The sequence below is a fragment of the Micromonospora sp. SD19 genome, assembly GCF_054462275.1.
Window position 1 is genome coordinate 460,016 of the sequence record NZ_JBTLMN010000003.1, and the last position, 22,761, is coordinate 482,776.

21 protein-coding genes are annotated in these 22,761 nt (G+C 73.0%); 8 read left to right on the forward strand and 13 right to left on the reverse strand.

All coding sequences use genetic code 11. From position 1 onward, the window contains the following. The first annotated feature begins 12 nt into the window (after positions 1 to 12). Complete coding sequence (locus tag ACX27O_RS14550; RefSeq protein WP_458939554.1) at positions 13 to 1,410, forward strand: DM9 repeat-containing protein; 1,398 nt, start codon at positions 13 to 15, stop codon at positions 1,408 to 1,410. Positions 1,411 to 1,516: 106 nt separating this feature from the next. Beyond that, positions 1,517 to 2,575: a GNAT family N-acetyltransferase gene (locus ACX27O_RS14555; protein ID WP_458939555.1), complete on the forward strand. Its 1,059-nt coding sequence runs from the start codon at positions 1,517 to 1,519 to the stop codon at positions 2,573 to 2,575. Here ACX27O_RS14555 and ACX27O_RS14560 read toward each other — a convergent pair. The 3 genes from ACX27O_RS14560 to ACX27O_RS14570 form a co-directional block, all read right to left on the reverse strand. Then, on the reverse strand, positions 2,572 to 2,976 hold the full coding sequence (locus tag ACX27O_RS14560; RefSeq protein ID WP_358126880.1) for a VOC family protein: 405 nt from the start codon (positions 2,974 to 2,976) through the stop codon (positions 2,572 to 2,574). The genes ACX27O_RS14555 and ACX27O_RS14560 overlap by 4 nt on opposite strands. Before the next feature lie 77 nt (positions 2,977 to 3,053). Beyond that, complete coding sequence (locus ACX27O_RS14565) at positions 3,054 to 4,619, reverse strand: aldehyde dehydrogenase family protein (protein ID WP_030336144.1); 1,566 nt, start codon at positions 4,617 to 4,619, stop codon at positions 3,054 to 3,056. A 338-nt stretch (positions 4,620 to 4,957) separates the two neighbouring features. Next, complete coding sequence (locus ACX27O_RS14570; protein WP_458939556.1) at positions 4,958 to 5,767, reverse strand: LPXTG cell wall anchor domain-containing protein; 810 nt, start codon at positions 5,765 to 5,767, stop codon at positions 4,958 to 4,960. 355 nt (positions 5,768 to 6,122) lie between these two features. On the opposite strand from ACX27O_RS14570, the gene ACX27O_RS14575 reads away from it, so the two are divergent. Both ACX27O_RS14575 and ACX27O_RS14580 read left to right on the forward strand, forming a co-directional pair. Beyond that, positions 6,123 to 9,026 (forward strand): glycoside hydrolase family 9 protein, encoded by a 2,904-nt coding sequence (locus ACX27O_RS14575; protein WP_458939557.1) that lies wholly within the window; start codon positions 6,123 to 6,125, stop codon positions 9,024 to 9,026. Between the two features lie 182 nt (positions 9,027 to 9,208). Then, complete coding sequence (locus tag ACX27O_RS14580) at positions 9,209 to 9,736, forward strand: DUF488 domain-containing protein (protein WP_030336138.1); 528 nt, start codon at positions 9,209 to 9,211, stop codon at positions 9,734 to 9,736. A 9-nt stretch (positions 9,737 to 9,745) separates the two neighbouring features. Here ACX27O_RS14580 and ACX27O_RS14585 read toward each other — a convergent pair whose 3' ends face one another. Genes ACX27O_RS14585 through bioB form a run of 3 tightly spaced genes read right to left on the reverse strand, consistent with a single transcriptional unit; the run spans position 9,746 to position 11,449 of the window. After that, positions 9,746 to 10,252, reverse strand: a complete 507-nt coding sequence (locus ACX27O_RS14585) for a GNAT family N-acetyltransferase (RefSeq protein WP_030336137.1) — start codon at positions 10,250 to 10,252, stop codon at positions 9,746 to 9,748. 4 nt (positions 10,253 to 10,256) lie between these two features. Continuing rightward, complete coding sequence (gene bsaP / locus ACX27O_RS14590) at positions 10,257 to 10,448, reverse strand: biotin synthase auxiliary protein BsaP (RefSeq protein WP_030336135.1); 192 nt, start codon at positions 10,446 to 10,448, stop codon at positions 10,257 to 10,259. Positions 10,449 to 10,453: 5 nt separating this feature from the next. Beyond that, the gene (gene bioB, locus ACX27O_RS14595; protein ID WP_030336132.1) at positions 10,454 to 11,449 is read right to left on the reverse strand and encodes a biotin synthase BioB; all 996 of its coding nucleotides are present in this window, start codon (positions 11,447 to 11,449) and stop codon (positions 10,454 to 10,456) included. Positions 11,450 to 11,652: 203 nt separating this feature from the next. Here bioB and ACX27O_RS14600 point away from each other — a divergent pair, with 203 nt between their 5' ends. Both ACX27O_RS14600 and bioD read left to right on the forward strand, forming a co-directional pair. Next, entirely contained in the window at positions 11,653 to 12,789 is a 1,137-nt protein-coding gene (locus tag ACX27O_RS14600) for an 8-amino-7-oxononanoate synthase (RefSeq protein ID WP_358126865.1), read from the forward strand. Between the two features lie 291 nt (positions 12,790 to 13,080). Further along, positions 13,081 to 13,806, forward strand: coding sequence for a dethiobiotin synthase (gene bioD, locus ACX27O_RS14605; protein ID WP_030336129.1), 726 nt, complete (start codon positions 13,081 to 13,083; stop codon positions 13,804 to 13,806). A 128-nt stretch (positions 13,807 to 13,934) separates the two neighbouring features. Here bioD and ACX27O_RS14610 read toward each other — a convergent pair whose 3' ends face one another. Continuing rightward, on the reverse strand, positions 13,935 to 14,777 hold the full coding sequence (locus ACX27O_RS14610) for an alpha/beta fold hydrolase (protein ID WP_030336127.1): 843 nt from the start codon (positions 14,775 to 14,777) through the stop codon (positions 13,935 to 13,937). Positions 14,778 to 15,079: 302 nt separating this feature from the next. Beyond that, positions 15,080 to 15,658, reverse strand: a complete 579-nt coding sequence (locus ACX27O_RS14615) for a TetR/AcrR family transcriptional regulator (RefSeq protein WP_210860894.1) — start codon at positions 15,656 to 15,658, stop codon at positions 15,080 to 15,082. Positions 15,659 to 15,823: 165 nt separating this feature from the next. On the opposite strand from ACX27O_RS14615, the gene ACX27O_RS14620 reads away from it, so the two are divergent. Together ACX27O_RS14620 and ACX27O_RS14625 are read left to right on the forward strand one after the other, a co-directional pair. Then, positions 15,824 to 17,395: a sensor histidine kinase gene (locus ACX27O_RS14620; RefSeq protein WP_280940614.1), complete on the forward strand. Its 1,572-nt coding sequence runs from the start codon at positions 15,824 to 15,826 to the stop codon at positions 17,393 to 17,395. A 59-nt stretch (positions 17,396 to 17,454) separates the two neighbouring features. After that, complete coding sequence (locus ACX27O_RS14625; RefSeq protein WP_030336123.1) at positions 17,455 to 18,072, forward strand: response regulator; 618 nt, start codon at positions 17,455 to 17,457, stop codon at positions 18,070 to 18,072. A 36-nt stretch (positions 18,073 to 18,108) separates the two neighbouring features. Here ACX27O_RS14625 and ACX27O_RS14630 read toward each other — a convergent pair whose 3' ends face one another. The 5 genes from ACX27O_RS14630 to ACX27O_RS14650 form a co-directional block, all read right to left on the reverse strand. After that, complete coding sequence (locus ACX27O_RS14630) at positions 18,109 to 18,879, reverse strand: ABC transporter permease (RefSeq protein ID WP_458939558.1); 771 nt, start codon at positions 18,877 to 18,879, stop codon at positions 18,109 to 18,111. Then, a complete protein-coding gene (locus ACX27O_RS14635; RefSeq protein ID WP_458939559.1) occupies positions 18,876 to 19,796 on the reverse strand; it encodes an ABC transporter ATP-binding protein in 921 nt (306 codons plus the stop codon). The genes ACX27O_RS14630 and ACX27O_RS14635 overlap by 4 nt, the downstream gene beginning before the upstream one ends. An 89-nt stretch (positions 19,797 to 19,885) precedes the next feature. Then, positions 19,886 to 20,734, reverse strand: a complete 849-nt coding sequence (locus ACX27O_RS14640) for a polysaccharide deacetylase family protein (RefSeq protein WP_309140788.1) — start codon at positions 20,732 to 20,734, stop codon at positions 19,886 to 19,888. A 24-nt stretch (positions 20,735 to 20,758) separates the two neighbouring features. Next, on the reverse strand, positions 20,759 to 21,949 hold the full coding sequence (locus ACX27O_RS14645) for a cytochrome P450 (protein ID WP_030336116.1): 1,191 nt from the start codon (positions 21,947 to 21,949) through the stop codon (positions 20,759 to 20,761). 9 nt (positions 21,950 to 21,958) lie between these two features. Next, positions 21,959 to 22,627, reverse strand: a complete 669-nt coding sequence (locus tag ACX27O_RS14650) for a class I SAM-dependent methyltransferase (RefSeq protein ID WP_030336114.1) — start codon at positions 22,625 to 22,627, stop codon at positions 21,959 to 21,961. Positions 22,628 to 22,761: the final 134 nt, after the last annotated feature.

A 22,761-nucleotide genomic window follows, 5' to 3' on the forward strand; every position in this document is an offset into this window, starting at 1 on the left:
AGCCTCTCCGGAATGGACCTGGCTTTCGATGGATATCGCTGGGAGGCAGCCGGCGGTGGCGCGATCCCGGCGGGCGCGGTACCGCACGGGTACGCGGCGGACGGTGAGCCCCTGTGGGTGTGCCGCGTCCGGATGCGTGGCGGCGTGCACCCGGGCGAGGTCCGCCCGGCCTTCGGCGCCGCCAAGACCACCTGGGCCGGCGCGGAGGTCCGCGTCGACAAGTACGAGGTGCTGATGGACCACGGCGTCTGGGGCATCGCGTCCGGTGGGGCGGTGCCCGCGGACGCGCTGCCGGCGGGCCACGAGGCTGACGGCGAACCGCTCTACGTCGCCCGCGCGGCGGTCGGGCCGGGCGCCCTGCACATCGGCAAGGTGCGGTCGTCCTTCGGCGCCGCCAACCTCGGATACGGCAACGCCGAGCGGACCGCCCGGTCCTACGAGGTGCTGCTGCGGCCGCCGGCTGCCGCGCCGGCGAGCGGGCGGCGGCCCGGGATCCAGATGGACCCCACCTACGTCGACTTCGGCACCGAGCCGCCCCGGGTCGGGAACGTCACGATCACCGGCGTCGACCGTTCCTCGGCCGCCGGCGACCACCTGGCCATCGGGGCCGGCGGGTCGGTCGAGCTGGAGTTCGACGTGCCCGACCCGGCCGTCGTCGGCGAGGCCTGTGTCGCCGTCCGGGCGCTCGCGTCGATGCTCTCCCGGGCGCCCGGGTACGCCCCGCTCACCGTCCGCCTCAACGGCAGGCCGCTGGCCAACCGGCTGCGGATCCCCAACGGCGGTGGGCTCCCGCAACGGCTGGTCTTCGCGGTGCCGGCCGAGGAGTTGACGGCCGGCCGGAACACGCTGCGCATCGAGAGCGGTGTCGACGCCCGCAGCATGCTGTGGCTGTACCGGGTGACGATCGACCCGATGCACGCACACGACCAGGCGGGACTGGCCCTCGAACGGCGGGCGATCGCCGAGCCGGTGCTGCGGTACGCCAGCGACGCCGGCGACATCACCATCTTCATCGACCGCGGCGAGCAGGCCGTTCTCGAGCAGGTGGCCTGGGCCGACGAGTCCGGCGCCGAGTACGCGATCACGTTCGAGAAGCAGCAGGCCGCCTTCTACGGCTGGCGGCGGCAGCCGGGCGGAGAGCCGACGGAGTTCCGTGGCCGGCTGACCCAGCGCGACACCGTCGCCAAGGAGGCTCGGCGCTTCTCCACCCAGGAGGGCTGGGCCGGTGGGTGGCACCGCTCGGGTGACCTGCTCCTCTCGGTGGCCGCGGCCGGCCGCCCGGTCACCAGGCTGGCCTGGCGGGACCTGCGCGGTAACAACGGCACTGTCGCCTTCGGCGACGGTGGGTTCCTGGGTACCTACCAGCGGGTCGGGGAGGGCCCCATCGGCTACCGCGGCCGCACCGCGTAGCGGAACACCCGGGCGGGGACATCGGCCTGAGCGCTACCCGTCACCGCCGGGCAATCGGGAGGCAACAGCGGGAGACGAGGGTGGTACCCGGTGAAGGGAGCCAACCATGACGTTGTGGCGGATCCGAGCGACGGTGGACGACCGGCCGGGTTACCTGTCGGTGCTCACGGCCAGCCTCGCGCTGCGCGGGGTCAACATCCTCACCGTGCAGGTGCAGCCCACCGAGCAGGGCGCGGTGGACGACTTCCTGGTCGACGCACCGGACACGCTCGACGAGGCCGACCTGGTCGCGGCCGTCGAGCGTGGTCGTGGGCGGGACTGCTGGGTGGCGCGCAGCGAGGCGCGTGGCCTGGTCGACCAGCCCACCCGGATGCTCGGTCTCGCCAACAGGCTGGTGCGGGACCCGGATTCGACAGGTGAGGCCCTGCGGACGCTGCTCGGCGCCGACTCCGTGAGCTGGCGACCGGCGTCGACCGGCGTCGAGCGGGGCATCGCCGGTACCAGCATGTCGTTGGCCGATCCGGCGGGCGGCGCGTTCACGCTGGGCCGGGCGGCGCCCGCGTTCACCCCGGCGGAGTACGCGCGGGCGCAGGCCCTTGTCGAGCTGGCCGCCACGGTGGCGCGGCGGGCCGCCGAACAGGTCACCCTGGTGCTGCCCGACGGCGCCGAGGTGTCCGTCCGGCCGGCGTGCGCGGACGACCTGTCGGGCGTTCTGGAGTTGCACGAGGGTTGTTCCCCGCGAAGCCGGCAGCGGCGTTACCTGGGCGGAGCGTCGCTGCCCCAGCCGGCCCGGCTGCGCCGGGTGCTGGAGCCGGAGCGGGGGTTGACCCTGCTGGCCACGACGGTGGCCGCCGACGGCGCGGCGGAGTCGGTGGTCGCCATGGCGAACCTGCTCGGCGAGGGCGACGAGGCCGAGGTGGCGCTGCTGGTGCGCGACGACTGGCAGCGGCGGGGCCTCGGCACGGCGTTGCTGCGCCGGCTGGTGCGGCACGCCGACGCGGCCGGCTACGCGGCGCTCGTGCTGCACGTGCAGGCCGAGAACGCACCGATGCTGCGTACCCTGCGCCGGCTGGACCGGCCCGCCGCGACCGAACGCGACGGCACAGTGCTCAGCTGCACCGTGCCGCTCGCCGCCCCGGCCGCGGTGACCGTACCGGGCGGCTAGCGGGGGCCCTCGGGCGGTTCGCGCCGACCCGACACGCAGAACCGGTTGCCCTCCGGGTCGGCGAGCACCACGTACGGGGGCTCGGTCGGGAGTGGATCGGTCGGGTAGTGCCGCCAGTCGACACGCTGGGCGCCGAGGGCCAGCAACCTGTCGACCTCCTCGTCGAGGGTGCGCTCACCGGCGTCCAGGTCGAGGTGGACGCGGGGGAACTCCTCGGCCGGGCTCTCGCTGAGGTCCATCGCGATGGCAGCGCCGGGCATTCCGGGCGGCGGCTCCAGCACGATCCACTCGTCGCCGGGATGGCGGGGCGGGCGTCGACGGTAGCCGAGGGCGGCGGCCCAGAATGCCCCCGCCCGGTCCGCGTCGGACACTCCCAGCGAGAGCTGCGCGATCATGGCCATCACTGGACGGTACGCCAACGGCACGTCGCGGCGAGAGCCCCCTGCCTGTCGACGGAGGCCCTCGCCGCGCACCTCGATCAGGTGGCGGGGTAGCTGCTGTAGTCGGGGAAGTTGCCGTAGAGCCGGCTGTCGCCGCCGACGGTGACGGCCTGCACCAGCAGGTCGCCGCCGACGAACGCGCCCTTCCAGGAGGCGCCCCGGCCGCCGAACGGTTCGTCCCGGTCGCCGCGTGAGCGTGGCTTGTTGATGCCCACCTTGAACGCCTGGAGGTCCACGGCGAGCTTGCCGGCCTCGTCGGTGTCGTCACAGGCCAGCGAGGCGACGAGCGCGCCGTTGGAGGCGTTCATGGCGGCCAGCAGCTCGTCGGTGGTGTCCACCACGACGATGGTGTCGACCGGCCCGAACGGTTCGGCGTGCATCAGCCGGGACCGGCCGGGCGGAGCGAGCAGCACCGACGGCGCCACGTACGCGGACGTGTCCTGCCCGGGGAGGAACGGCGCGCCGGTGAGCTTGCCCCGGTGCAGGGGAATCGCGCCGCCCCGCATCGCCTCGTCGACCTTGCGGTGCAGCTCCTCGGCCTTGGCGGCGCTGATCAGCGGACCGAAGTCCAGCTCGGGCAGCGGGTCACCGGCGGCCCAGTCGTCGCCGACGGCGAGCGGGTGACCGAAGCGGACCGAGCGGACGACCGGCAGGTACATGTCGAGGAACTCGTCGACCAGGTCGCGTTGCACCACGAACCGGGGGTACGCGGTGCAGCGCTGCTTGCCGTACTCGAAGCCCTTCTTCAGGTGGGTGGCCAGCAGGTCCCACTGGGAGAAGTTCCAGATGCCCCAGGCGTTGAGGCCCTCCTGCTCGATGAAGTGCCGCTTGTCGCTGTCGAGCAGCGCGGCGGCCACCTTGCCGCCGTTGGACCGGCCACCGACGAACGCCACCGCACCGATCTCGGGTGCCCGGACCAGCACCTCGGACAGCTCGGCGCCGCTGCCGGAGACGAGGGTGGCGGGCAGCCCGGCGCGGCGCATCAGCGCGTGCGCGACGGTCAGGCAGACCGCGCCGCCCTGGGACGGGGTCTTGGCGATGACCGCGTTGCCGGCCAGGAGCTGCACCAGCTCGGCGTGCACCAGGACGCTCATCGGGTAGTTCCACGAGGCGATGTTGCTGACCGGGCCGGGTAGCGGCTCGCGGCCGTCGGCGAGCATCCGGTCGATCTCGCCCGCGTACCAGCGGACGCCGTCGAGCGCCCGGTCCACGTCGGCGCAGGCCAACCGCCACGGCTTGCCGATCTCCCAGACCAGCAGCAGGGCGAGCAGGTCGCGGTGGGCGGTGAGCGAGTCGAGGGCGTCGGCGACCCGGGCCTTGCGGTCGGCCAGCGGGGTCTGCGCCCAGGCCCGGTGCGCGGTGGCCGCGTGTGCGACGGCGGCGCGGGCGGTGTCGGCGTCGAGGCGGGGCAGGTTGACCAGGACGGTGTTGTCCACCGGGGTACGGACCGCGGCGGGCTGGCCGACTGCCCGCCATTCGCCTTCGACCAGGTTGTGCAGTGTGGTGACGCCGTCGACCTGGGGACCGAACGCCTCCGGGGTGGCGGCCACCGCGCGGGCCAGGATGTCGGTCCAGGCGGTGCCGTCGGCGAGTCGTAGTGCCATCGCTTCTCCTCAGGGTTGACCGGGGAGCGGCGGCGTCGACGGCACCGCTGATGGTCGGTACTGTCCCGCGCGCGGTAGTCGGTCAGCAACCGTACGTTTGTCTGGCTGGGCGCCGGCCGGCCGAAGTCGTCCGGTGTTCGACTCGCGACGAATGGCCGTGACCAGCGGGTACGGCGGACACTTCATCGAAATACATGAATGTTGTGACGTTGTTGGCTTGGTTACCCGTCAGTACGAAAGGCGGGCCGGGGGACCTCCGATGTGGAGGAGCGAGGCATGCGAAACGCCCACGACCGGCCCCGGAGCGATGTCCGGAACCGGTCGTGGGTGTTCGTCGGTCAGCTGGTGAAGGTGATCCGGTCGCGTCGGCGACGCATCATCAGCAGGGCGCCGCCACCGATCAGGGCGACACCGCCGAGGGCGATGCTGGTGACGGCCACGCCGGTGAGCGGGAGGCTGCCCCCGTTGTCGCCGCCGCCAGCGCCTCCCGGGGTCGAGGCTGATCCGCCGGGCGCCACCGACTCCGACGGCGAGAGCGAGCCCGTCGGCGTCGGCGTCGGGGTGGTCGGCGTCGGGGTGGTCGGCGTCGGGGTGGTCGGCGTCGGCGAGTCGGTGGTCGGCGCCGGCGTCGGCGTCTCCGTGATCGGCGTGGTCGGCGTGGTCGGGGTCGGCGACGCGGTGGTGCCGGCGCCGGCGCACGTGTGGCTGAGGTTGAACTTGTCGCCCTCGCCGCTGACCTGGGCGCTGCCGCCGGTCAACGTCCATCCCGCCGGGGTGAAGAGGTAGGCGTGCTTCACCTGCTTGTCGCCGCCGCCGTTGGCGGACAGGAAGTCGGTGTACGGATCCGTGGCGTTCGGCACCGTCACCGTCACCGAGACGCCCGAGGTGTCCTTGAAGGTCAAGGTCAGGCTCTGGAAGTCGCCGGCGCGCCTGGTGGGCAGCACGAAGTGCCAGCCGTCCTGGTTGGTGGGTCGCGTGCCGAACTTGGGATCCTGGCACTCCTGCTGGAACGTCCCCGCCGTGGCGCCCGCGTGGGCGGGGTTGAGGGGGACGATGCTCGATGCCCAGGCCGGGGAGGCGATGGCGAGAACGGCCGTGACGGTGGCCGTGCGGACGGCCGCGCGCGTCAGGCGCCGACGCAGTGGCATGAGGAATCCTTCGGGATTGGTCGAGGGGGCCGCCCATGATCCCATGCGGGGGGCCTGCCGACGGCATCGGCCAACCGGTCTGAGCTGGGACGACGTCTTGGACGGGAAGTGCCTTCCGGGTCGACCTTCCGGGCTGGCGTGCGCGTGTCGCCGTAACGCTCGCGAGGGCTGCGGCGCTGGCGCGCAACGCGGGCTTCCCATTCGACGACGTGCACATTACATTGTCGACTATCCATGGGAGCGCTTCCACGGCCCATGGTCACACCGCCACCCCCGCTGTCGCCGGTGGCCGTGCCGCCCGTACGCCGTCCCGCGTCGGTGCGACCGCCGGCGGCGCCTCCGACAGGAGCCCGCCATGCGCCACCTGACCCGGCCGTTCAGCGGCCAGCCCGGCCGGTCACCGGCCGCCGACCAGCCCTGGCCACGGCGACTGCTGGCCATCGGCGTCGCGCTGCTCACCGGCGCGTCCCTCGCGGTGACCGCGCCGCCGTCCGCGCCCGCCTCGGCCGCGCCAGCGGCGACCTACAACTACGCCGAGGCGTTGCAGAAGTCGCTGCTCTTCTACGAGGCGCAGCAGTCCGGCCGGCTGCCCGACTGGAACCGGGTCTCCTGGCGCGGCGACAGCGCGCTCACCGACGGTGCCAGCGCGGGTGTCGACCTCACCGGCGGCTGGTACGACGCCGGCGACCACGTGAAGTTCGGCTTCCCGATGGCGTTCAGCGCCACCATGCTCGCCTGGGGCGCGGTGGAGTACCGCAGCGGCTACACCACCTCCGGCCAACTGCCGCACCTGCTCAACAACCTGCGCTTCGTCAACGACTACTTCATCAAGGCGCACCCGTCGGCCAACGTCCTCTACGGGCAGGTCGGCAAGGGCGACGACGACCACAAGTGGTGGGGCCCGGCCGAGGTGATGCCGATGGCGCGGCCCGCGTACAAGATCGATGCGAGCTGTGGCGGCGCGGACCTGGCGGGGGAGACGGCGGCGGCGATGGCCGCCTCCTCGATGGTGTTCCGGCCCACCGACGCCGCCTACGCGGACAAGCTGCTCGGGCACGCCCGGCAGCTCTACACCTTCGCCGACACGGTGCGCAAGGCCTACCACGAGTGCATCACCGACGCCACGAGCTTCTACCGGTCCTGGAGCGGCTGGCAGGACGAGCTGGTCTGGGCCGCGATCTGGCTGCACCGGGCCACCGGCGAGGCCAGCTACCTGACCAAGGCCGAGAGCGAGTACGACAAGCTCGGCACCGAGAACCAGACCACCACCCGCTCCTACAAGTGGACCATCGCCTGGGACAACAAGCAGTTCGGGGCGTACGTGCTGCTGGCCAACCTGACCGGCAAGCAGAAGTACGTCGACGACGCCAACCGGTGGCTGGACTACTGGACCGTCGGGGTGAACGGGCAGCGGGTGCCGTACTCGCCGGGCGGGATGGCGGTGCTCGACTCCTGGGGCGCGCTGCGCTACGCCGCGAACACCTCGTTCGCCGCGCTGGTCTACAGCGACAAGACCACCGACACCACCCGTAAGGCGCGCTACCACGACTTCGCCGTCCGGCAGATCAACTACGCGCTCGGCGACAACCCGCGCAACTCCAGCTACGTCATCGGGTTCGGCGCCAACTCACCGAAGAACCCGCACCACCGCACCGCGCACGGCTCCTGGTGGGACAGCCAGACCGTGCCCGTCGAGACCCGGCACACCCTCTACGGCGCGCTGGTCGGCGGCCCGTCCTCGGCCAACGACGCGTACAGCGACAGCCGGTCGGACTACGTGATGAACGAGGTGGCCACCGACTACAACGCCGGCTTCACCTCCGCGCTGGTCCGGCTGACCTCCGAGTACGGCGGCACCCCGCTGGCGAACTTCCCGGTCGCCGAGACGCCGGACATCGACGAGCTGACGGTGGAGACCACTGTGGCGCAGGCCGAACCGCGGGCCACCGGGCTCAAGGTGATGGTCTACAACAAGTCCGCGTTCCCGGCCCGCGCGCTGACCGACGGGAAGTTCCGGTACTACTTCCGGCCCGACGGCACCGGCCCGGTGCAGGTGACCGCCGGTTACACCCAGGGGTGCCCGTCCCCGACCACCGCCAAGCAGTTCAGCGGGGACATCTGGTACGTCGAGGTGGACTGCACCGGGTACACCATCGCCCCGGCGGGTCAGTCGCAGCACCGGATGGAGGTCCAGTTCAAGGTGGGCGTGCCGGAGGGCGGCACCTGGGACCCGACCAACGACCCGTCGTACCAGGCCACCGCCGGGCCGAACCGGAAGGTGCCGCTCTACTCCGGCACCACCCGCGTCTGGGGCGAGGAGCCCGGCCCGGTCGTCCCGGACACCACCGCGCCGACCGTCCCCGGCACACCCGCCGCGTCCGCCGTCACGTCGAGCGGACTCACGCTGACCTGGGCGGCGTCCACCGACACGGGCGGCAGCGGCCTGGCCGGCTACGAGATCACCCAGTCGCAGACCGGCAGCGACGCGCTGGTGCTGCGGACCGCCACCACCAACACGCTCGCGGTGACCGGGCTGCTGCCGGAGCGGACGTACCAGTTCACCGTGCGGGCCCTCGACGGCGCCGGCAACCGGTCGGCGTCGTCGGCTGCCGTCAGCGTCACCACGCCGGCCGGACCGGCACCGGACACCACCGCACCGACCGCGCCCGGCACCCCCGTCGCCTCGACGGTCACCGCGACCGGACTCACACTGAGCTGGGCGGCGTCCACCGACAACGTGGGCGTCACCGGGTACCGGGTCTACCGCGAGGCCGGCACCACCGACGCGCTCGTCGGCTCACCCACCGGCACCACTGCCGCGGTGACCGGGCTGACCGCCTCGACCGCCTACCAGTTCTACGTGGTGGCAGTCGACGCGGCGGGCAACACCTCCGCGGCGTCCGCGCCGGTAGCGGTGACCACCGCGGCCCCGCCGGTCGGTGGCACCTGCTCGGTGGGGTACGCCACCACCGACTGGAGCACCGGCTTCACCGCCAACGTGTCGATCACCAACACCGGCACCACCGCGATCAACGGCTGGACCCTGCGGTTCAGCTTCGCCGGCGGGCAGACCGTCAGCCAGGGCTGGTCGGCGACGGTCAGCCAGACCGGCACGGCGGTCACCGCCACGAACCTGTCCTACAACGGCACGATCGCGCCGGGCGCGTCGGTGAGCTTCGGCTTCAACGGCAACCACAACGGCAGCAACCCGAAGCCGACCGCCTTCACCGTCAACAACACCACCTGCACCATCGCCTGACCCGCATCGCGAGATCGTGGGTGGTTGCCGTTCTCGCCGCGGAACGGCAACCGCCCACGATCCCCTTTTGTCGCCGAAAACCGACCGCTGGCGGGACCAGCCGGTTGCCCGCCCGCACCGACCCGGTGATCTCGTCCGAGGGGTCGGGGATAACGCGCCGCGATTCAGGGCATCTTGGCGTGGTGGCGCAGTTGTTGACCGTCGGGCACGGCGCAGCCGACCGGGTGCGGCTGGGGGAGTTGCTGACCGGGGCCGGGGTGGCCCTGGTGGTGGACGTGCGGCGGTACCCCGCCAGCCGCACCAATCCGGACGTACGGCGGGAGGAGCTTGAGCGGTGGCTGCCCGAGTACGGGATCGACTACCGCTGGGAGCCGCGCCTCGGTGGACGCCGACACATCCCCGCCGGGGAGCCCGAGCCGGACAGTTGGTGGAAGGTCGCGGCGTTCCGGGCGTACGCCGCGCACACCCGCACGCCGGAGTTCGACGCGGCGCTGACCGGGGTGCTGGCGGACGCGGCCCAGCGGAGCACCGCGGTGATGTGCAGCGAGAGCCTGTGGTGGCGCTGCCACCGCCGGCTGATCGCCGACGTCGCGGTTCTCGGTCACGGAACGCCGGTGGCGCATCTGCTGCCGGACGGGCGGCTCAGCCCTCACCAGCCCGCCGAGGGCGCCCGCAGACTCCCCGACGGGCAGCTGTGCTGGGACGGTTGAGACTTCCACTCACTCCACGAGATCGTCGGCGAGCAGGTCCATCAACAGGCCGTCGTGCCAGCGGCCGTCCGCGCCGCGCTCGTAACGGCGCAGCACCCCCACCGGCCGAAAACCGACCTTCGCGTACGCCCGGATGGCGGCGCTGTTCGCCGCCGCCGGATCGATGGTGAAGCGGTGGTGGCCGTACTCGTCGATCAGGTGCCGGGCCAGGGTGCGGATGGCGTCACCGCCGAGGCCGGCACCGCGTACCGCCGGGTCGAGGAAGACGTCCAGACTGGCGTGCCGGTAGTCCGGGTCCGACTCGGCGTACCACTGGATCGCGCCGATCACCCGGCCGTCGTGCTCGATCGCATACACGTGCAGGTCGTCGTCGGCGAGGTCGGCGCGCACCGAATCGGCCAGGTCGTCGCCGCCCCGCCACCACCGGCGTACCTCCGGGTCGGCCCGGATCGCCGTGAGGGCCGGCACGTCCGCGGCCGTCGCCGGTCGTAGGGTCACCGCCCGCCCGCGCAGCACCGGCTCAGCCCCGGATCTCGCCGTGCTCGACGCAGACCGCCGACCAGCCCACCGGCAGCACCTGCACCTTCATCCGACGTCGGCAGTGCTGGCAGAACCGGGGCGGCTCCAACTGGCGGGCCGACGCGCAGCCCGGGTGGGCGGTGGCCGTCGCCGCCTCACCGCACCGGTCGCACCACAGCTCGGTGGTCGTCATGGTCGTCACAGCGTGGCGGAGAGAGCCTTGACCGGCATCTTCAGCTCGTTGAGCAGCTCCAGGTCGGCAGTGGCCGGTCGACCCAGCGTGGTCAGGTAGTTGCCGACGATCACCGCGTTGATGCCGCCGAGCAGACCGTCGCGGGTGCCGAGGTCGCCGAGGGTGATCTCACGACCACCGGCGTACCGCAGGATGGTGCGCGGCATGGCCAACCGGAACGCGGCGATGGCCCGCAGCGCGTCCTTGCCCTCCACCACCGGGCGGTCACCCAGCGGGGTGCCGGGGCGCGGGTTGAGGAAGTTGAGCGGCACCTCGTGCGGGTCCAACTCGGCGAGCTGCGCGGCGAACTCAGCCCGCTGCTCGACGGTCTCGCCGAGGCCGAGGATGCCGCCGCAGCACACCTCCATGCCGGAGTCGCGAACCATCCGCAGCGTCTCCCAGCGCTCCTCCCACGAGTGGGTGGTGACCACGTTGGGGAAGTACGACCGGCAGGTCTCCAGGTTGTGGTTGTACCGGTGCACACCCATGTCGACCAGGTCGTCGACCTGCTCCTTGGTGAGCATGCCCAGCGACGCGGCGACCTGGATGTCGACCGCCGCCTTGATGGCGGCGACACCCTCGCGCATCTGCTTCATGAGCCGGGCGTCCGGACCGCGGACAGCGGCGACGATGCAGAACTCGGTAGCCCCGGTCGCGGCGGTCTGCTTCGCCGCCTCGACCAGCGACGGAATGTCCAGCCAGACCGAGCGCACCGGTGAGGTGAACAGGCCCGACTGCGAGCAGAAGTGGCAGTCTTCCGGGCAGCCGCCGGTCTTGAGCGAAACGATTCCCTCGACCTCGACCTCCGGGCCGCACCAGCGCATCCGCACCTCGTGGGCGAGCTGGAGGGCGGCGGGCAGGTGCTCGTCGGGCAGGTTCAACACGGCGAGGACGCCGGCCTGATCGAGGCCGACACCGTCACCCAGGACCTGGGTCCGGGCCTGGTCGAGGATCTCTGGCATGGCTCGTACCCTACTAGGCCTGTGCCAAAGCCCTCGGTCGCTGCCGGGGCCCGTCGCAGGCCTCGGCTCTCCGATCAGCCGGAATGACCTGGCAGCCCGGTCGGCACCGCACACCGAGTGGAATCGCCGGGCCGGTGGCGGCGGGTGGTAATTTCGCCCGGCGGGTGTCGGGCTGACCGGCAGGCAAGCGGGGGAGGGTGACGGTGGCGGACTGGCTCGCGGCGCTCGACCGCCGCGCCGAGCTGCGGGCGAAGGCCGGGCTCACCCGGCGGCTGCGCCCGCGTCCGGCCGACGACCAGATGACCGATCTGGCCGGCAACGACTATCTCGGCCTGGCCACCCACCCGGAGGTCACCGCCGCGGCCACGGCGGCACTCTCGGCGTACGGGCTGGGGGCGACCGGGTCGCGCCTGGTGCGGGGCTCCACCGACGCGCACCGGGCGCTGGAGGAGGACCTGGCCCGCTGGCTGGGCACCGACAGCGCCCTGGTCTTCTCCTCCGGCTACCTGGCCAACCTCGGTGCGCTGCGGGCGCTCGTCCAACCTCGGACGCTGCTCGTCTCCGACGCGCACAACCACGCGTCGCTGATCGACGGTTGCCGGCTCTCCGGCGCCGAGACGGTGGTCACCCCGCACGCTGACGTGGACGCGGTCGCCGCCGCGCTCGCGTCCGCTCCCGGTCGTCCGGCGGTGGTGGTGACCGAGTCGATCTTCTCGGTCGACGGGGACCTCGCCCCACTGGCTCGGCTGCACTCCGTGGCCCGCCGGCACGGCGCGTTGCTGCTGGTCGACGACGCGCACGCGCTCGGCCTCACCGGCCCGGCCGGAGCGGGCGCGGTCGCGGCCAGCGGGCTGGCCGGCGAGCCGGACGTGGTGGTCACCGCCACCCTGTCCAAGGCGCTCGGTGGCGCGGGTGGTGTCGTCGCCGGCCCGGCCGAGTTCGTCCGGCACCTGATCGAGACCGGGCGCACGTTCATCTTCGACACGGCACTGCCGCCGGCGGTCGCCGCCGGTGTGCACGCCGCGTTGCGGCTCGCCCAGGCCAGTGACGACCTGCGCGCCGAGTTGTCCGACCGGGTGGCGCTCGCGGTCGGTCGCCTGCGGGCGGCCGGGCTGACCGTCTCCGCCCCGGACGCGGCGGTGATCTCGGTGACCGCCCCCGGGCCGGAGGCGGCGACCGACTGGGCCGCTGACTGCCGGGACCGGGGCGTCGCGGTGGGTTGTTTCCGGCCGCCGTCCACCCCGGACAGCCGTTCCCGCCTACGCCTCACGGTCAGCGCGGGGGTGCCGCGCGCGGCGTTCGAGCGGGCGCTGGACGTCATTGTGGACAGTGCACCGTGAGCGCGAGGAGTGAGCCGGGTTTGCGAGCCCCGCAGTCGCGAACAGGGGTGGTCCGGTGAGCGCGAGGAGTGAGCCGGGTTTGCGAGCCCCGCAGTCGCGAACAGGGGTGGTCCGGTGAGCGCGAGGAGTGAGCCGGGTTTGCGAGCCCCGCAGTCGCGAACAGGGGTGGTCCGGTGAGCGCGAGGAGTGAGCCGGGTTTGCGAGCCCCGCAGTCGCGAACAGGGGTGGTCCGGTGAGCGCGAGGAGTGAGCCGGGTTTGCGAGCCCCGCAGTCGCGAACTGAGGTGTCGCCGTGAGCGGGTGGGCGGGGCCGGTTCTGGTGACCGGGACGGACACCGAGGTCGGCAAGACGGTGGTGACCGCGGCGATCGCGGCCGCCGCGCAGGCGGCCGGGTTGCGGGTGGCGGTGATCAAACCGGGTCAGACCGGTACGGCCGGTGGTGAGCCCGGTGACGTGGACTCGGTCAACCGGTTGGCTGCGCCGTTGACCGGTCGGACGTTGGCGAGTTATCCGGATCCGCTGGCACCGTTGGCTGCCGCGCGGGTTGCCGACCTGCCGCCGCTGGAGTTGTACACGGCGGTGGACGCGGTGCGTGCGGAGGCGGACAAGCACGACCTGGTGTTGGTCGAGGGCGCGGGTGGGTTGCTGGTGCCGATGGGGCTGCGGCCGTCGGGTGAGCCGTGGACGATGGCGGACCTGGCGGTGTCGCTCGGCGCGCCGGCGGTGGTGGTCGCCCGCGCCGGGTTGGGCACGCTCAACCACACCGCGTTGACGCTGGAGGCGCTGGACCGTCGGGCGGTGCCGGCCGGCGTGGTGATCGGTGCCTGGCCGACCAGGCCGGAGCTGGTGCACTGGACGAATCTCACCGACATGGTGCCGAACCTGCTCGGCGCGCTGCCCGACGGCGCGGGGGCGATGGATCCGGGTGTGTTCCGGCGGTCCGCGCCGGGTTGGCTCACCCCGGCCCTGCACGGCGTGCTCGACGACTGGCGGGTCTGGGCCGAGGAGAGCAGCTGAACACCTGACCGTCGGTGTCCGGGCGGGCCGGGGCTCCGCCCCGGTTGCCGGCCGTGGTCGGCCCGCAACCGGGGATGCCGGACGTCAGAGCGCAGAGGGCTCCGGACGTCGGAGCGCGGCGGCAGTGGTCACGCGGCGGACAGGAACCGGTTGACCTCGCCGGCGAACTCGTGCGGGTACTGGAAGAGGAACCCGTGGTTGGCGTCCGGGTAGATGATCAGCTCGGCGTTCGGCAGGTGCCCGGCGAGCAGGTACGAGTTGGCGGTGGGCACCAGGATGTCGTGGTTGCCGTTCGCCACCAGGGTGGGCTGCTGGATCGCGGCCAGCCGGTCGAGCAGGGCGGCGCTGGGGATGCCCCAGTCGGCGATGGCCTCGGCCTGCGCGTCCCGTACGGCGAGTGTCGTGGGGGCGTCGCGGTCCTCCTGGCGGGTGAAGATGCGCCCGACGTACTCCATGCCCTTGGCCCGGCTCTCCTCGGTCGGGGCGAAGAAGAGGTAGAGCAGGTCCTCGGCGTCCTGTGCCTCCCGGTAGGCGTGTCCGCGGGTCTCTTCGGACCAGGCGTGGAAGCCACGTCCACCCTGCGGCCCGGTGCCGGCGAGGATGAGCCGACGTACCAGGTAGGGGCGCTGCAGGACGACGCTCTGTGCGACGAATCCGCCCAGTGAGAAGCCGAACAGGTCCACGGTGGTCAACGCGAGCGCGTCGATGAACGCGATGGCGTCCCGGGCGAACTCCCGTACGGTCGTGGGCACCTGCCCGGTCGATCCGCCGACCCCGCTGGCGTCGAAGAGGATGACCTCGCGCTCGGCGGCGATGTCGTCCACCAGTGCCGGGTCCCAGATGTCGATGTTGCCCCGGAAGCACTGCAGGAAGACCACCGGCGTGCCGCCTGCCCTGCCGAATCGCCGGTATGTGTAGGTCGTCCCGCTGTCGGCCTGCACGGTCTGGTTGGGCGCGGTGAGCATTGACATGGTCCTTCTCCCGTTCGGATCTGATCCAGCTGAGGTCGGTGGTCGCCGGGTTCGGCGCTTTCCGGGGCGCTCGCCATCCGGCGGACCCCGACCGGTTCTTTAGATGACGGACATAATCTATCACCGCCAGTAAGATTGGCTACGTAATCTAAATCTCAGCTGTGCGGGCGATGCGGCAGGTGACCAGCGCAGGCGGCCATCGAGGGGTGGCACGCAGGGGGTGTGCGAAGCGGCGGGGGCGCGCGGCAACCGAGCCTCGGGGCGGTGGTCGCCGGCCGGGCTCTGGATCGAGCGGGGTTGAGCTACCGCGTGAGGGCGTCGCGGACGACGTCGAGGATCTCGTCCGACAGTGGTGTCCCACTCGTCGCCCGGGCCAGGGTGAGTGCCCCGACCATCGACGTCAGATCGACGATCGCCCGGCGGCGGGCCTCCTCGCCCTCCGCGTCCTGGTACTCGGCAACCTGGCCGAGAATGGACTCCAGCCCGGCCACGTACGCCTTCCGCAGCGGGCCTTCGGCCGGCCCTCGGGCGGCGTCCGAGGCCAGCGCCGTGATGGAGCACCCGTCGCCCGGCGAGTCGCGGTGGGTGGCGGCGAGGTACTGGGCGAGGAGTTCGGCGCGGGCCTCCGTCCGGTCCGGGAACTCGCCGAGGAGCTTGTCCAGCAAGCTCTGGATCTCGTGGTGCGCGGTCCCGGTGGCGATGCCCACCAGCTCTTCCTTGGAGCTGAAGTGCTTGTAGAAGCCGCCGTGGGTGAGCCCTGCCGCCGCCATGAGGTCCTGCACGCTCACCCCGGCCGCGCCGCGCTCCCGCAGCAGCCGGGACGTCGCGGCCACCACCTCTTCGCGATGCTTCGCCGCGTCGGCACGTGACGATCTACCCATCGAGCGTCTCCTTCCGTGCTGTCCGTCGGGCGAACCCGCACCGTTTAGATTAGCTCGCTCATCCAAAGGTGGGTCGACGACTGGCAGGTCGCGGCCGGGGAGAGCTGCCGAACACCTGACTTTCGTCGGTGTCCGGGCCTGGTGCGCGTGGGTAGCCTGGCCGCCGTGCGGATCCTCCACTCCGCGCCGCCGGGTTGGCCGCACCGGCGGCGTCGCCTGCTGCTGGACGTGCTGCTCTGGGCGGTGGTGGCCGCCCCGGTCGGCTACGCCGGGATCAGCCCGCCCTATTCGCGGTACGCGTTGCCGCTGCTGGTCGGCAACCTGCTGGTGCTCACCGCGGCGGTGGTGGCGAGTCGACGTCAGCCGTTGGTCTCCCTGGTGCTGGTGGTGCTCGGGTCGTTGGTCGACGGCAACTTCCTGTTCGCCATTCCGGTCTTCAGCTATCTCGCTGGGCGGCGCAGCGCCACCGCCGGTCCGTCGATCATGGTCTTCGTACTGATCACGGCCGGTGGCACGGTGCTCAACCTGGGACTGCTCGGTGCCGGCGCCGCCACCTGGTTCCTGCTCGCCTCGGTGCTGCTCTTCGCCGCCGTGTTCCCCTGGCTGGTGGGCCGGTATCGCCGCCAGCAGCAGGAGCTCGCGGAGGCGGGTCGCCGGCACGTCGACGCGCTGACCCGCGAGCAGCGCGGTGCCGCCGAGCGGATCCGGCTGCGGGAACGGGCTCGGATCGCCGGGGAGATGCACGACTCGCTCGGTCACGACCTCAGCCTGATCGCGTTGCGCGCCGCCGCCCTGGAGGTCGCCGCCGACCTGGACGACAAGCACCGGACCGCGGCGAGCGAGTTGCGGGCCAGCGTCTCCGCGGCCACCGAGCGACTGCACGAGATCATCGGCGTGCTCCGCGAGGAGGGTGGCGCGTCGCTGCGTCCGAGTGGGGAGACCGTCGCCGACCTGGTCGAGGGTGCCCGGGAGGCCGGCATGGCGGTACGGCTGGACGCCGCCCCGGCGGTGGCGCAGCTGCCGGCGATGACCGGTCACGCGGCGCACCGGATCGTCCGTGAGGCGCTGACCAACGCGGCCCGGTACGCGCCCGGCGCGCCGGTCGACGTACGCCTCACCCGCGACGGTGACCGGGTCGAGGTGACAGTGGTCAACGACGCCCCGGCGGCCGGCCCGCTGCCCGCCCCGCCGTCGCAGGGCAGTGGGCTGCTCGCCCTCGCCGAGCGGGTCCGTCTCGCCGGCGGAACGCTTGCGGCCGGCCACCGGGCCGAGGGTGGTTTCGCGGTACGGGCGGTGCTGCCGGCCACCGCGCCGACGCCGGAGGCGATCGGGTCGGCCGTGGAGGTCGGGCCGACGGCGTCCTCCGACGAGCGACAGGGTCCGGCGGAGGGGCCGGTGGACGCCGAGCGGCGGCTACACGACGCCCGGCGGCGGGTCCGGCGCAGTCTGCTGGTGGCCCTCGTCGCACCGGTCGGGTTCGCCCTGGTGCTCTCGCTCGTCTACTACCCGGTGGCGACCGCCGGCACGGTGCTGGACCGGGCCACCTTCGACCAGCTGCGCGTCGGCGCGCCCCGGTCGGAGCTGGTCGGGCTGCCCCGGCGGCAGTTGGAACGCCCCGCCGCCGCCGACCGGGCCGGCTGCGAGTACTACACCGACGGCAACTTCCCCCTCGCGGAGCCCACCTGGCGACTCTGCTTCACCGATGACCGGCTGGTCAGCAAGGAGTGGATCGCGTAGTGGACACCGACACGACGGGGGCGCCGCCGATCCGGGTCGTGCTCGCCGACGACGAGGCGATGATCCGGGCCGGTGTCCGGGCCATCCTCGCGAGTGACCCCGGCATCGAGGTGGTCGCCGAGGCCGGCGACGGGCACGCGGCGGTGGAGCTGGTCCGGGCACACCGGCCCCGGGTCGCGCTGCTGGACATCCGGATGCCGCGACTGGACGGGTTGGCCGCCGCCGCCGAGATCCGCCGGGTCGTGCCGGACACGTCGACGATCATGCTGACCACGTTCGGCGAGGACGACCACGTGGCACGGGCGCTCGGGCACGGTGCCAGCGGGTTCCTGCTCAAGGCCGGCGACCCGCGTGAGCTGATCGCCGGTGTGCACGCCGTCGCCGACGGCGGGGCGTACCTGTCGCCGGCCGTGGCCCGCCGGGTGATCGAGCTGGGGGCCGGGCGGTTGGCCCGCCGGCCGGCGGCCCGGGACCGTACGGCCGGGCTGACCGAGCGGGAACGGGAGGTGCTGGCCCTGGTCGGGGCGGGCCTGTCCAACGCCGAGATCGCGCGCCGGCTGCACCTCGTGGAGGGCACCGTGAAGAGCTACCTGACCAGCATCTTCACCCGACTGGACGTGCGCAACCGGGTGCAGGCGGCGATCCTCGCGTACGAGGCGGGGTTGGTCGACGGCTGAGCGGGGGCCGGTCGGCCCCCGCTCAGCGCGCGGGTCTCAGGCGTCGCGGCGGCGCAGCGCGGCCCGGCCCAGCAGCAGCGCGGCGCCGGCCCACCCGGCGAGCACGAGCAGCCCGACCACCGGTGGGTACGGCTCGGTGTCGCCGGCCAGGAAGTGCCCGCCGGCCACGCCGGGGAACCCGTCGGCGATCCGGTTCAGCACGTCGATGTCCGGCTCCTGCAGCGACAGCGGCACGATCATCAGGGTGGCGAGGAGCACGGTGAGGGTGAGCACCGCGCTGCGCAGCGCCGCGCCGAGGCCCAGGGCGAGGACGCCGATGAGCGCCAGGTAGGCCGCCACCGCCACGATGTCGCCGATCGTGTCGGCGGCCGGGGCGCTGCCCCACTCGCCGAGCACCGGCCGGGCGACCAGCGCGCCGACGCCGCCGAGCAGCAGCCCGAGCGCGAAGGTGACGGCGCCGGCGACAGCGGCCTTGGCCAGCAGTACCCGACCGCGGGACGGGGTGCACTGCAACGTCGTCCGGATGGTGCCACTGGTGAACTCCGCGGTGATCGCGAGCAGACCCAGCGCCAGCACCACGTACTGGGTCAGCTCGACCGAGTCGATCAGCACGCTGCCGACGGTGACGATCCCCCGGTCGTCGGTCGGGTCGTCGTTGGTGTTGTCGTTCGCCGCGTAGATGGCCAGTTGACCGGCGCTGGCCGCCATCACCAGCAGCCCGGCCAGCGCGGTCCACCAGGTGCTTCGGACGGAGGAGAGCTTGGTCCACTCGGCGGCCACGACGCCGTGCCGGCTGAGGGTGCTCATCGCGCCGCACCTCCGGCGTACTCGACGCTGTCGGCGGTCAGCTCCATGAACGCCTGCTCCAGCGACGCGGCCTGCGCGCTCAGCTCGTGCAGGCGTACCCCCAGCTCGTGGGCCAGGTCCCCGACCTGGTCCGCGGTGACGCCGGTGACGGTCAGCTCGTTGCGGTCGGCCGCCTCGACGTTCGCTCCGGCGGCGGTGAGGCGCGCGGCGAGGGCGGCCAGCCCGTCCGGGTGCGGGCTGCGCACCCGGACCGCAACGGTGCCGCGGGCGATCACGTCGCCGATCGGCGCGTCGGCGAGCAGCCGTCCCCGGCCGATCACCACGAGTTGGTCGGCGGTGAGCTGCATCTCGCTCATCAGGTGGCTGGAGACGAAGACGGTGCGCCCCTCGTCGGCGAGTGACCGCATCAGGTGCCGCACCCAGCGCACCCCGTCCGGGTCGAGGCCGTTCACCGGCTCGTCGAACATCAGCACCGGCGGGTCGCCGAGCAGCGCGCCGGCGATGCCGAGCCGTTGGCCCATGCCGAGGGAGAGCGTCCGACCCGGCTTGCCGGCGGCCCGTCCGTCCAGCCCGACGGTGTCCAACACCTCGTCGACCCGGCGGATCGGGATGCCGTTGCTGTGCGCCATGGCCCGCAGGTGCGCCCGGCCGGACCGGGCCGGGTGGATGGCCCGGGCGTCGAGCAGCGCGCCCACCTCGTGCAGCGGCCGGCGCAACTCGCGGTACGCGCGCCCGCCGACCAGGGCCTGCCCGGCGGTGGGACGGTCCAGCCCGAGGACCATCCGCATGGTGGTGGACTTGCCGGCGCCGTTGGGGCCGAGGAAGCCGGTGACCCGGCCGGGTGCGATGTCGACGGTCAGCGCGTCGACAGCGACCGTCGACCCGAACCGTTTCGTCAACCCACGTAATGTGATCATGCGCTGACGCTAGGCGAGCGGGCTGCCGCCGCACCGCGCCCGAACGGCACCACCCACCCCCGACTTTCGTCAGGTCGTCGGCGGGCTGATCACCGTACGTACTGCTCCAACAGCGCCGGGGTGAGCCCGGCCCGGTGGATCGCCTTCAACGCCGCGAGCAGGTCGTCCATCAGCGCCGGCCGGAAGTGCATCAGCAGCACGTCGCCGGGTTGGACCACCTTCTCCGGGGTCTGGTAGCGCACCTTTCCCTCGTGGACGGTCTCGGTCCAGTGGAAGACGGCCTTCGCGCCGCAGTCGTGCGCGGCCTTCAGCGTGGTGCTGTCATGCTCGCCGAACGGTGGCCGGAACAGGGTGGGCCGCTTGCCGAACAGCCCCTCCAGCCGGTCGGCGGCACCGCAGATCTCCTGCCGCTGGTAGTCGTACGACCGGCCGGCCAGCGAGTTGTGCGCGATGGTGTGGTTCTCCACCACCCCGCCCACCGCCTCGATCTGCCGGAAGTAGTCGGTGTGCTCGGCCGCCGCCGGTGAGTTGAGGAACATGGTGACCGGGATGCGCGCCTCCCAGATGAAGTCGATCACCTCGGGCGGGCGGGCCAACCCACCGTCGTCGATGGTGATGAAGGCGACCTTCTGGTCGGTCGGCAGACGGTGCCAGAACGGGGCCGAACCGGTCGCCGGCAGCGGCACCGGCTGCGGCAGCGGCGCCTCGGGAAAGGTCGGCACCTGGGACACGTACCAGGCCAGGCTCTTGAACGCGGGTTTCGCCGTCACCGACGGCGACACCGACGGGGTCGCGGCGGACGCGGACGCTGTCGCCTCGGCGGCGGTGACCTGCCGGGCGTGGGCCGGGTGGCCGGGGCCGACCGCGCAGCCGGTCAACGCCAGCAGGGCCAGAAGCGTTACGACAGCAGGGATCCGACGGGTGGGGGTGGCTGACACGCCCGGAAACATACCGAGCTGGTGTCAGGATCCGGTCAGCCCGGTGACAGTGCCGCGGCGGCGGACCACGAACGCGTCCGGCATCCGGAAGGTGAGATTGTCCGGGCACCAGGGCGGACGCAGCACCGTCACCCCGTCCAGCAGCGGCGCCGCCTCGGCCACCACCACCGCCGCCTCCATCCGCGCCAGCACGTCCCCGACGCAGCGGTGCGCGCCCGCCCCGAACGCCAGGTGCCGGCGTGACCCCCGCTGGCCCGGACGGAACTCGTCGGGCGACTCCACCACCGCCGGGTCCCGACCGGCGCGGCCCAGCCACAACACCAGGCTGCTGCCCGCCGGCACCACCGTCGCGCCCAGCGTGCTCTCCGTAGCGGCCACCCGTCGCCAGGTGACGATCGGTGGTTCCAGCCGCAGGCCCTCCTCCACCACGTCGGCCACCGCCACCGCACCGGTGCGCAGCCCGGCCCGTACCGCCGGCTCGCCGGCCAGCCGGTGCAGCAGCAGGGTGAGGAACTGCGAGGTGGTCTCCTGCCCGGCGACCAACAGGAAGAACAGCGCGCCGACCACCACGTCCGGCGGGTGCCCGGCCGCGCGCAGCTCGGCGGCCAAACCGCCACCGACGGCCGCGAAGTCCCGCAGTACGTGGTGGAACCGGCCCACCTCTTCGGCGAGCGCCACCTGCCGGTCGGCGTCCAGCGGTGCCCAGAACAACTCCAGCGCGGCGCGGGCGAACTCCTTGACCGCCGCCACCGGCGCGTCCGGCAACTCGACCAGCCGGGCCAGCACCAGCAGCGGCAGGTCGGCGGCCAGGTCCGCGTACAGGTCGACCGGCGCGCCGGCGTCGAGCGCGGCGCCGATCCGGGCGACCCGGTCCCGGACCAGCGTGGTCAGCCACTGCCGCTGCGCGGCGACCCGGGTGGGATGCAACGCCGCCGCGACGATCGCCCGGATCTGCGGGTGGCTGACGCCCGAGTTGTTCGCCAGGGTCGGCGGCAGCCGGAACCGGTGCCCGGCGAGCACCCGCAGCGCGGTCACCGGCATCGGCGTCACCGCGTCCAGGGCGTTGTCCGGCCGGTAGGTGACCGGGTCGGCGAGGACCTGGCGGACCAGCGCGTGCCGGGTCACGACCAGGTGGGTGCCGCCGACGTGGTCCGGCACCCGGGCCACGTCCGGCCATGCGGCGTCGGCCACCTGCGCCCAGCTGCGGAACAGCACCCGGACACGCTAGCCGGAGGCCCCCGGCAGCCCGGTCCGCAGCCGCCAGACGGTGGTGCGCTTCACCCGCACGCTCTCCAACGCCTCCGGCACCGGCACGTCGTACGCGGCCAGCTCGTCGAACCGGTCCCGGGGCAGGAACGCCCGGCCGGGGTCACCGACCAGCGCCGGCGCGCCGGCCCGCGCGGCGCGCAGCAGGAACCGCAGCACCCGACGGGCCATCGCCTCGCTGTAGAAGACGTCACCGGCGAGCACCACCTCGGCGTCCCCGGCGTCGCCGTCGAGGATGTCGCCGAACTCGGCGTCGACGCGTACCCCGTTGGCCTCGGCGTTGAGGGCGACCGCCGCCACCGCCAGCTCGTCCACCTCCACCGCGCGCACCGACGCCGCGCCCGCGCGGGCGGCGGCGATGGCCACCAGGCCGGAGCCGGAGGCGAGGTCGAGCACCCGGCGGCCGGCGACCAGCTCCGGATGGTCGGTCAGGTAGCGGGCGAGGGCCTGCCCGCCGGCCCACGCGAACGCCCAGAACGGCGGCGGCCGGTCACTGGAGAACTCGCCCTCGGTCAGCTCCCACAGCCCGATCGGCTCATCCGCCTGGTGCAACAGCACCTCGGGCACGAAGGGGACCGGGGCCAGCCGCGCGTGCAGCCGGACGAAGGTGCTGGAGAGCTCGGACACCGCGTGATTCTCCCAGCGGCCCGACTGCCGGCGTGTCGCGGGGGAGTGGTGACCGGTTCACCACTGTCGGTGAAAACCCACCCCGTCCTTGCCGTCCGGTGCGAACACACCCGTCTGGTCCGGCCGTCGTCCCG

Coding starts and splice junctions, on each gene's coding strand:
- ACX27O_RS14610 (WP_030336127.1), bottom strand. CDS start 14,777: ATGTCAATGCTCACCGCGCCCAACCAGACCGTGCAGGCCGACAGCGGG.
- ACX27O_RS14575 (WP_458939557.1), top strand. CDS start 6,123: ATGCGCCACCTGACCCGGCCGTTCAGCGGCCAGCCCGGCCGGTCACCG.
- ACX27O_RS14625 (WP_030336123.1), top strand. CDS start 17,455: ATGATCCGGGCCGGTGTCCGGGCCATCCTCGCGAGTGACCCCGGCATC.
- ACX27O_RS14565 (WP_030336144.1), bottom strand. CDS start 4,619: ATGGCACTACGACTCGCCGACGGCACCGCCTGGACCGACATCCTGGCC.
- ACX27O_RS14630 (WP_458939558.1), bottom strand. CDS start 18,879: ATGAGCACCCTCAGCCGGCACGGCGTCGTGGCCGCCGAGTGGACCAAG.
- ACX27O_RS14555 (WP_458939555.1), top strand. CDS start 1,517: ATGACGTTGTGGCGGATCCGAGCGACGGTGGACGACCGGCCGGGTTAC.
- ACX27O_RS14615 (WP_210860894.1), bottom strand. CDS start 15,658: ATGGGTAGATCGTCACGTGCCGACGCGGCGAAGCATCGCGAAGAGGTG.
- ACX27O_RS14635 (WP_458939559.1), bottom strand. CDS start 19,796: ATGATCACATTACGTGGGTTGACGAAACGGTTCGGGTCGACGGTCGCT.
- ACX27O_RS14570 (WP_458939556.1), bottom strand. CDS start 5,767: ATGCCACTGCGTCGGCGCCTGACGCGCGCGGCCGTCCGCACGGCCACC.
- bsaP (WP_030336135.1), bottom strand. CDS start 10,448: ATGACGACCACCGAGCTGTGGTGCGACCGGTGCGGTGAGGCGGCGACG.
- ACX27O_RS14560 (WP_358126880.1), bottom strand. CDS start 2,976: ATGGCCATGATCGCGCAGCTCTCGCTGGGAGTGTCCGACGCGGACCGG.
- ACX27O_RS14550 (WP_458939554.1), top strand. CDS start 13: ATGGACCTGGCTTTCGATGGATATCGCTGGGAGGCAGCCGGCGGTGGC.
- bioB (WP_030336132.1), bottom strand. CDS start 11,449: ATGCCAGAGATCCTCGACCAGGCCCGGACCCAGGTCCTGGGTGACGGT.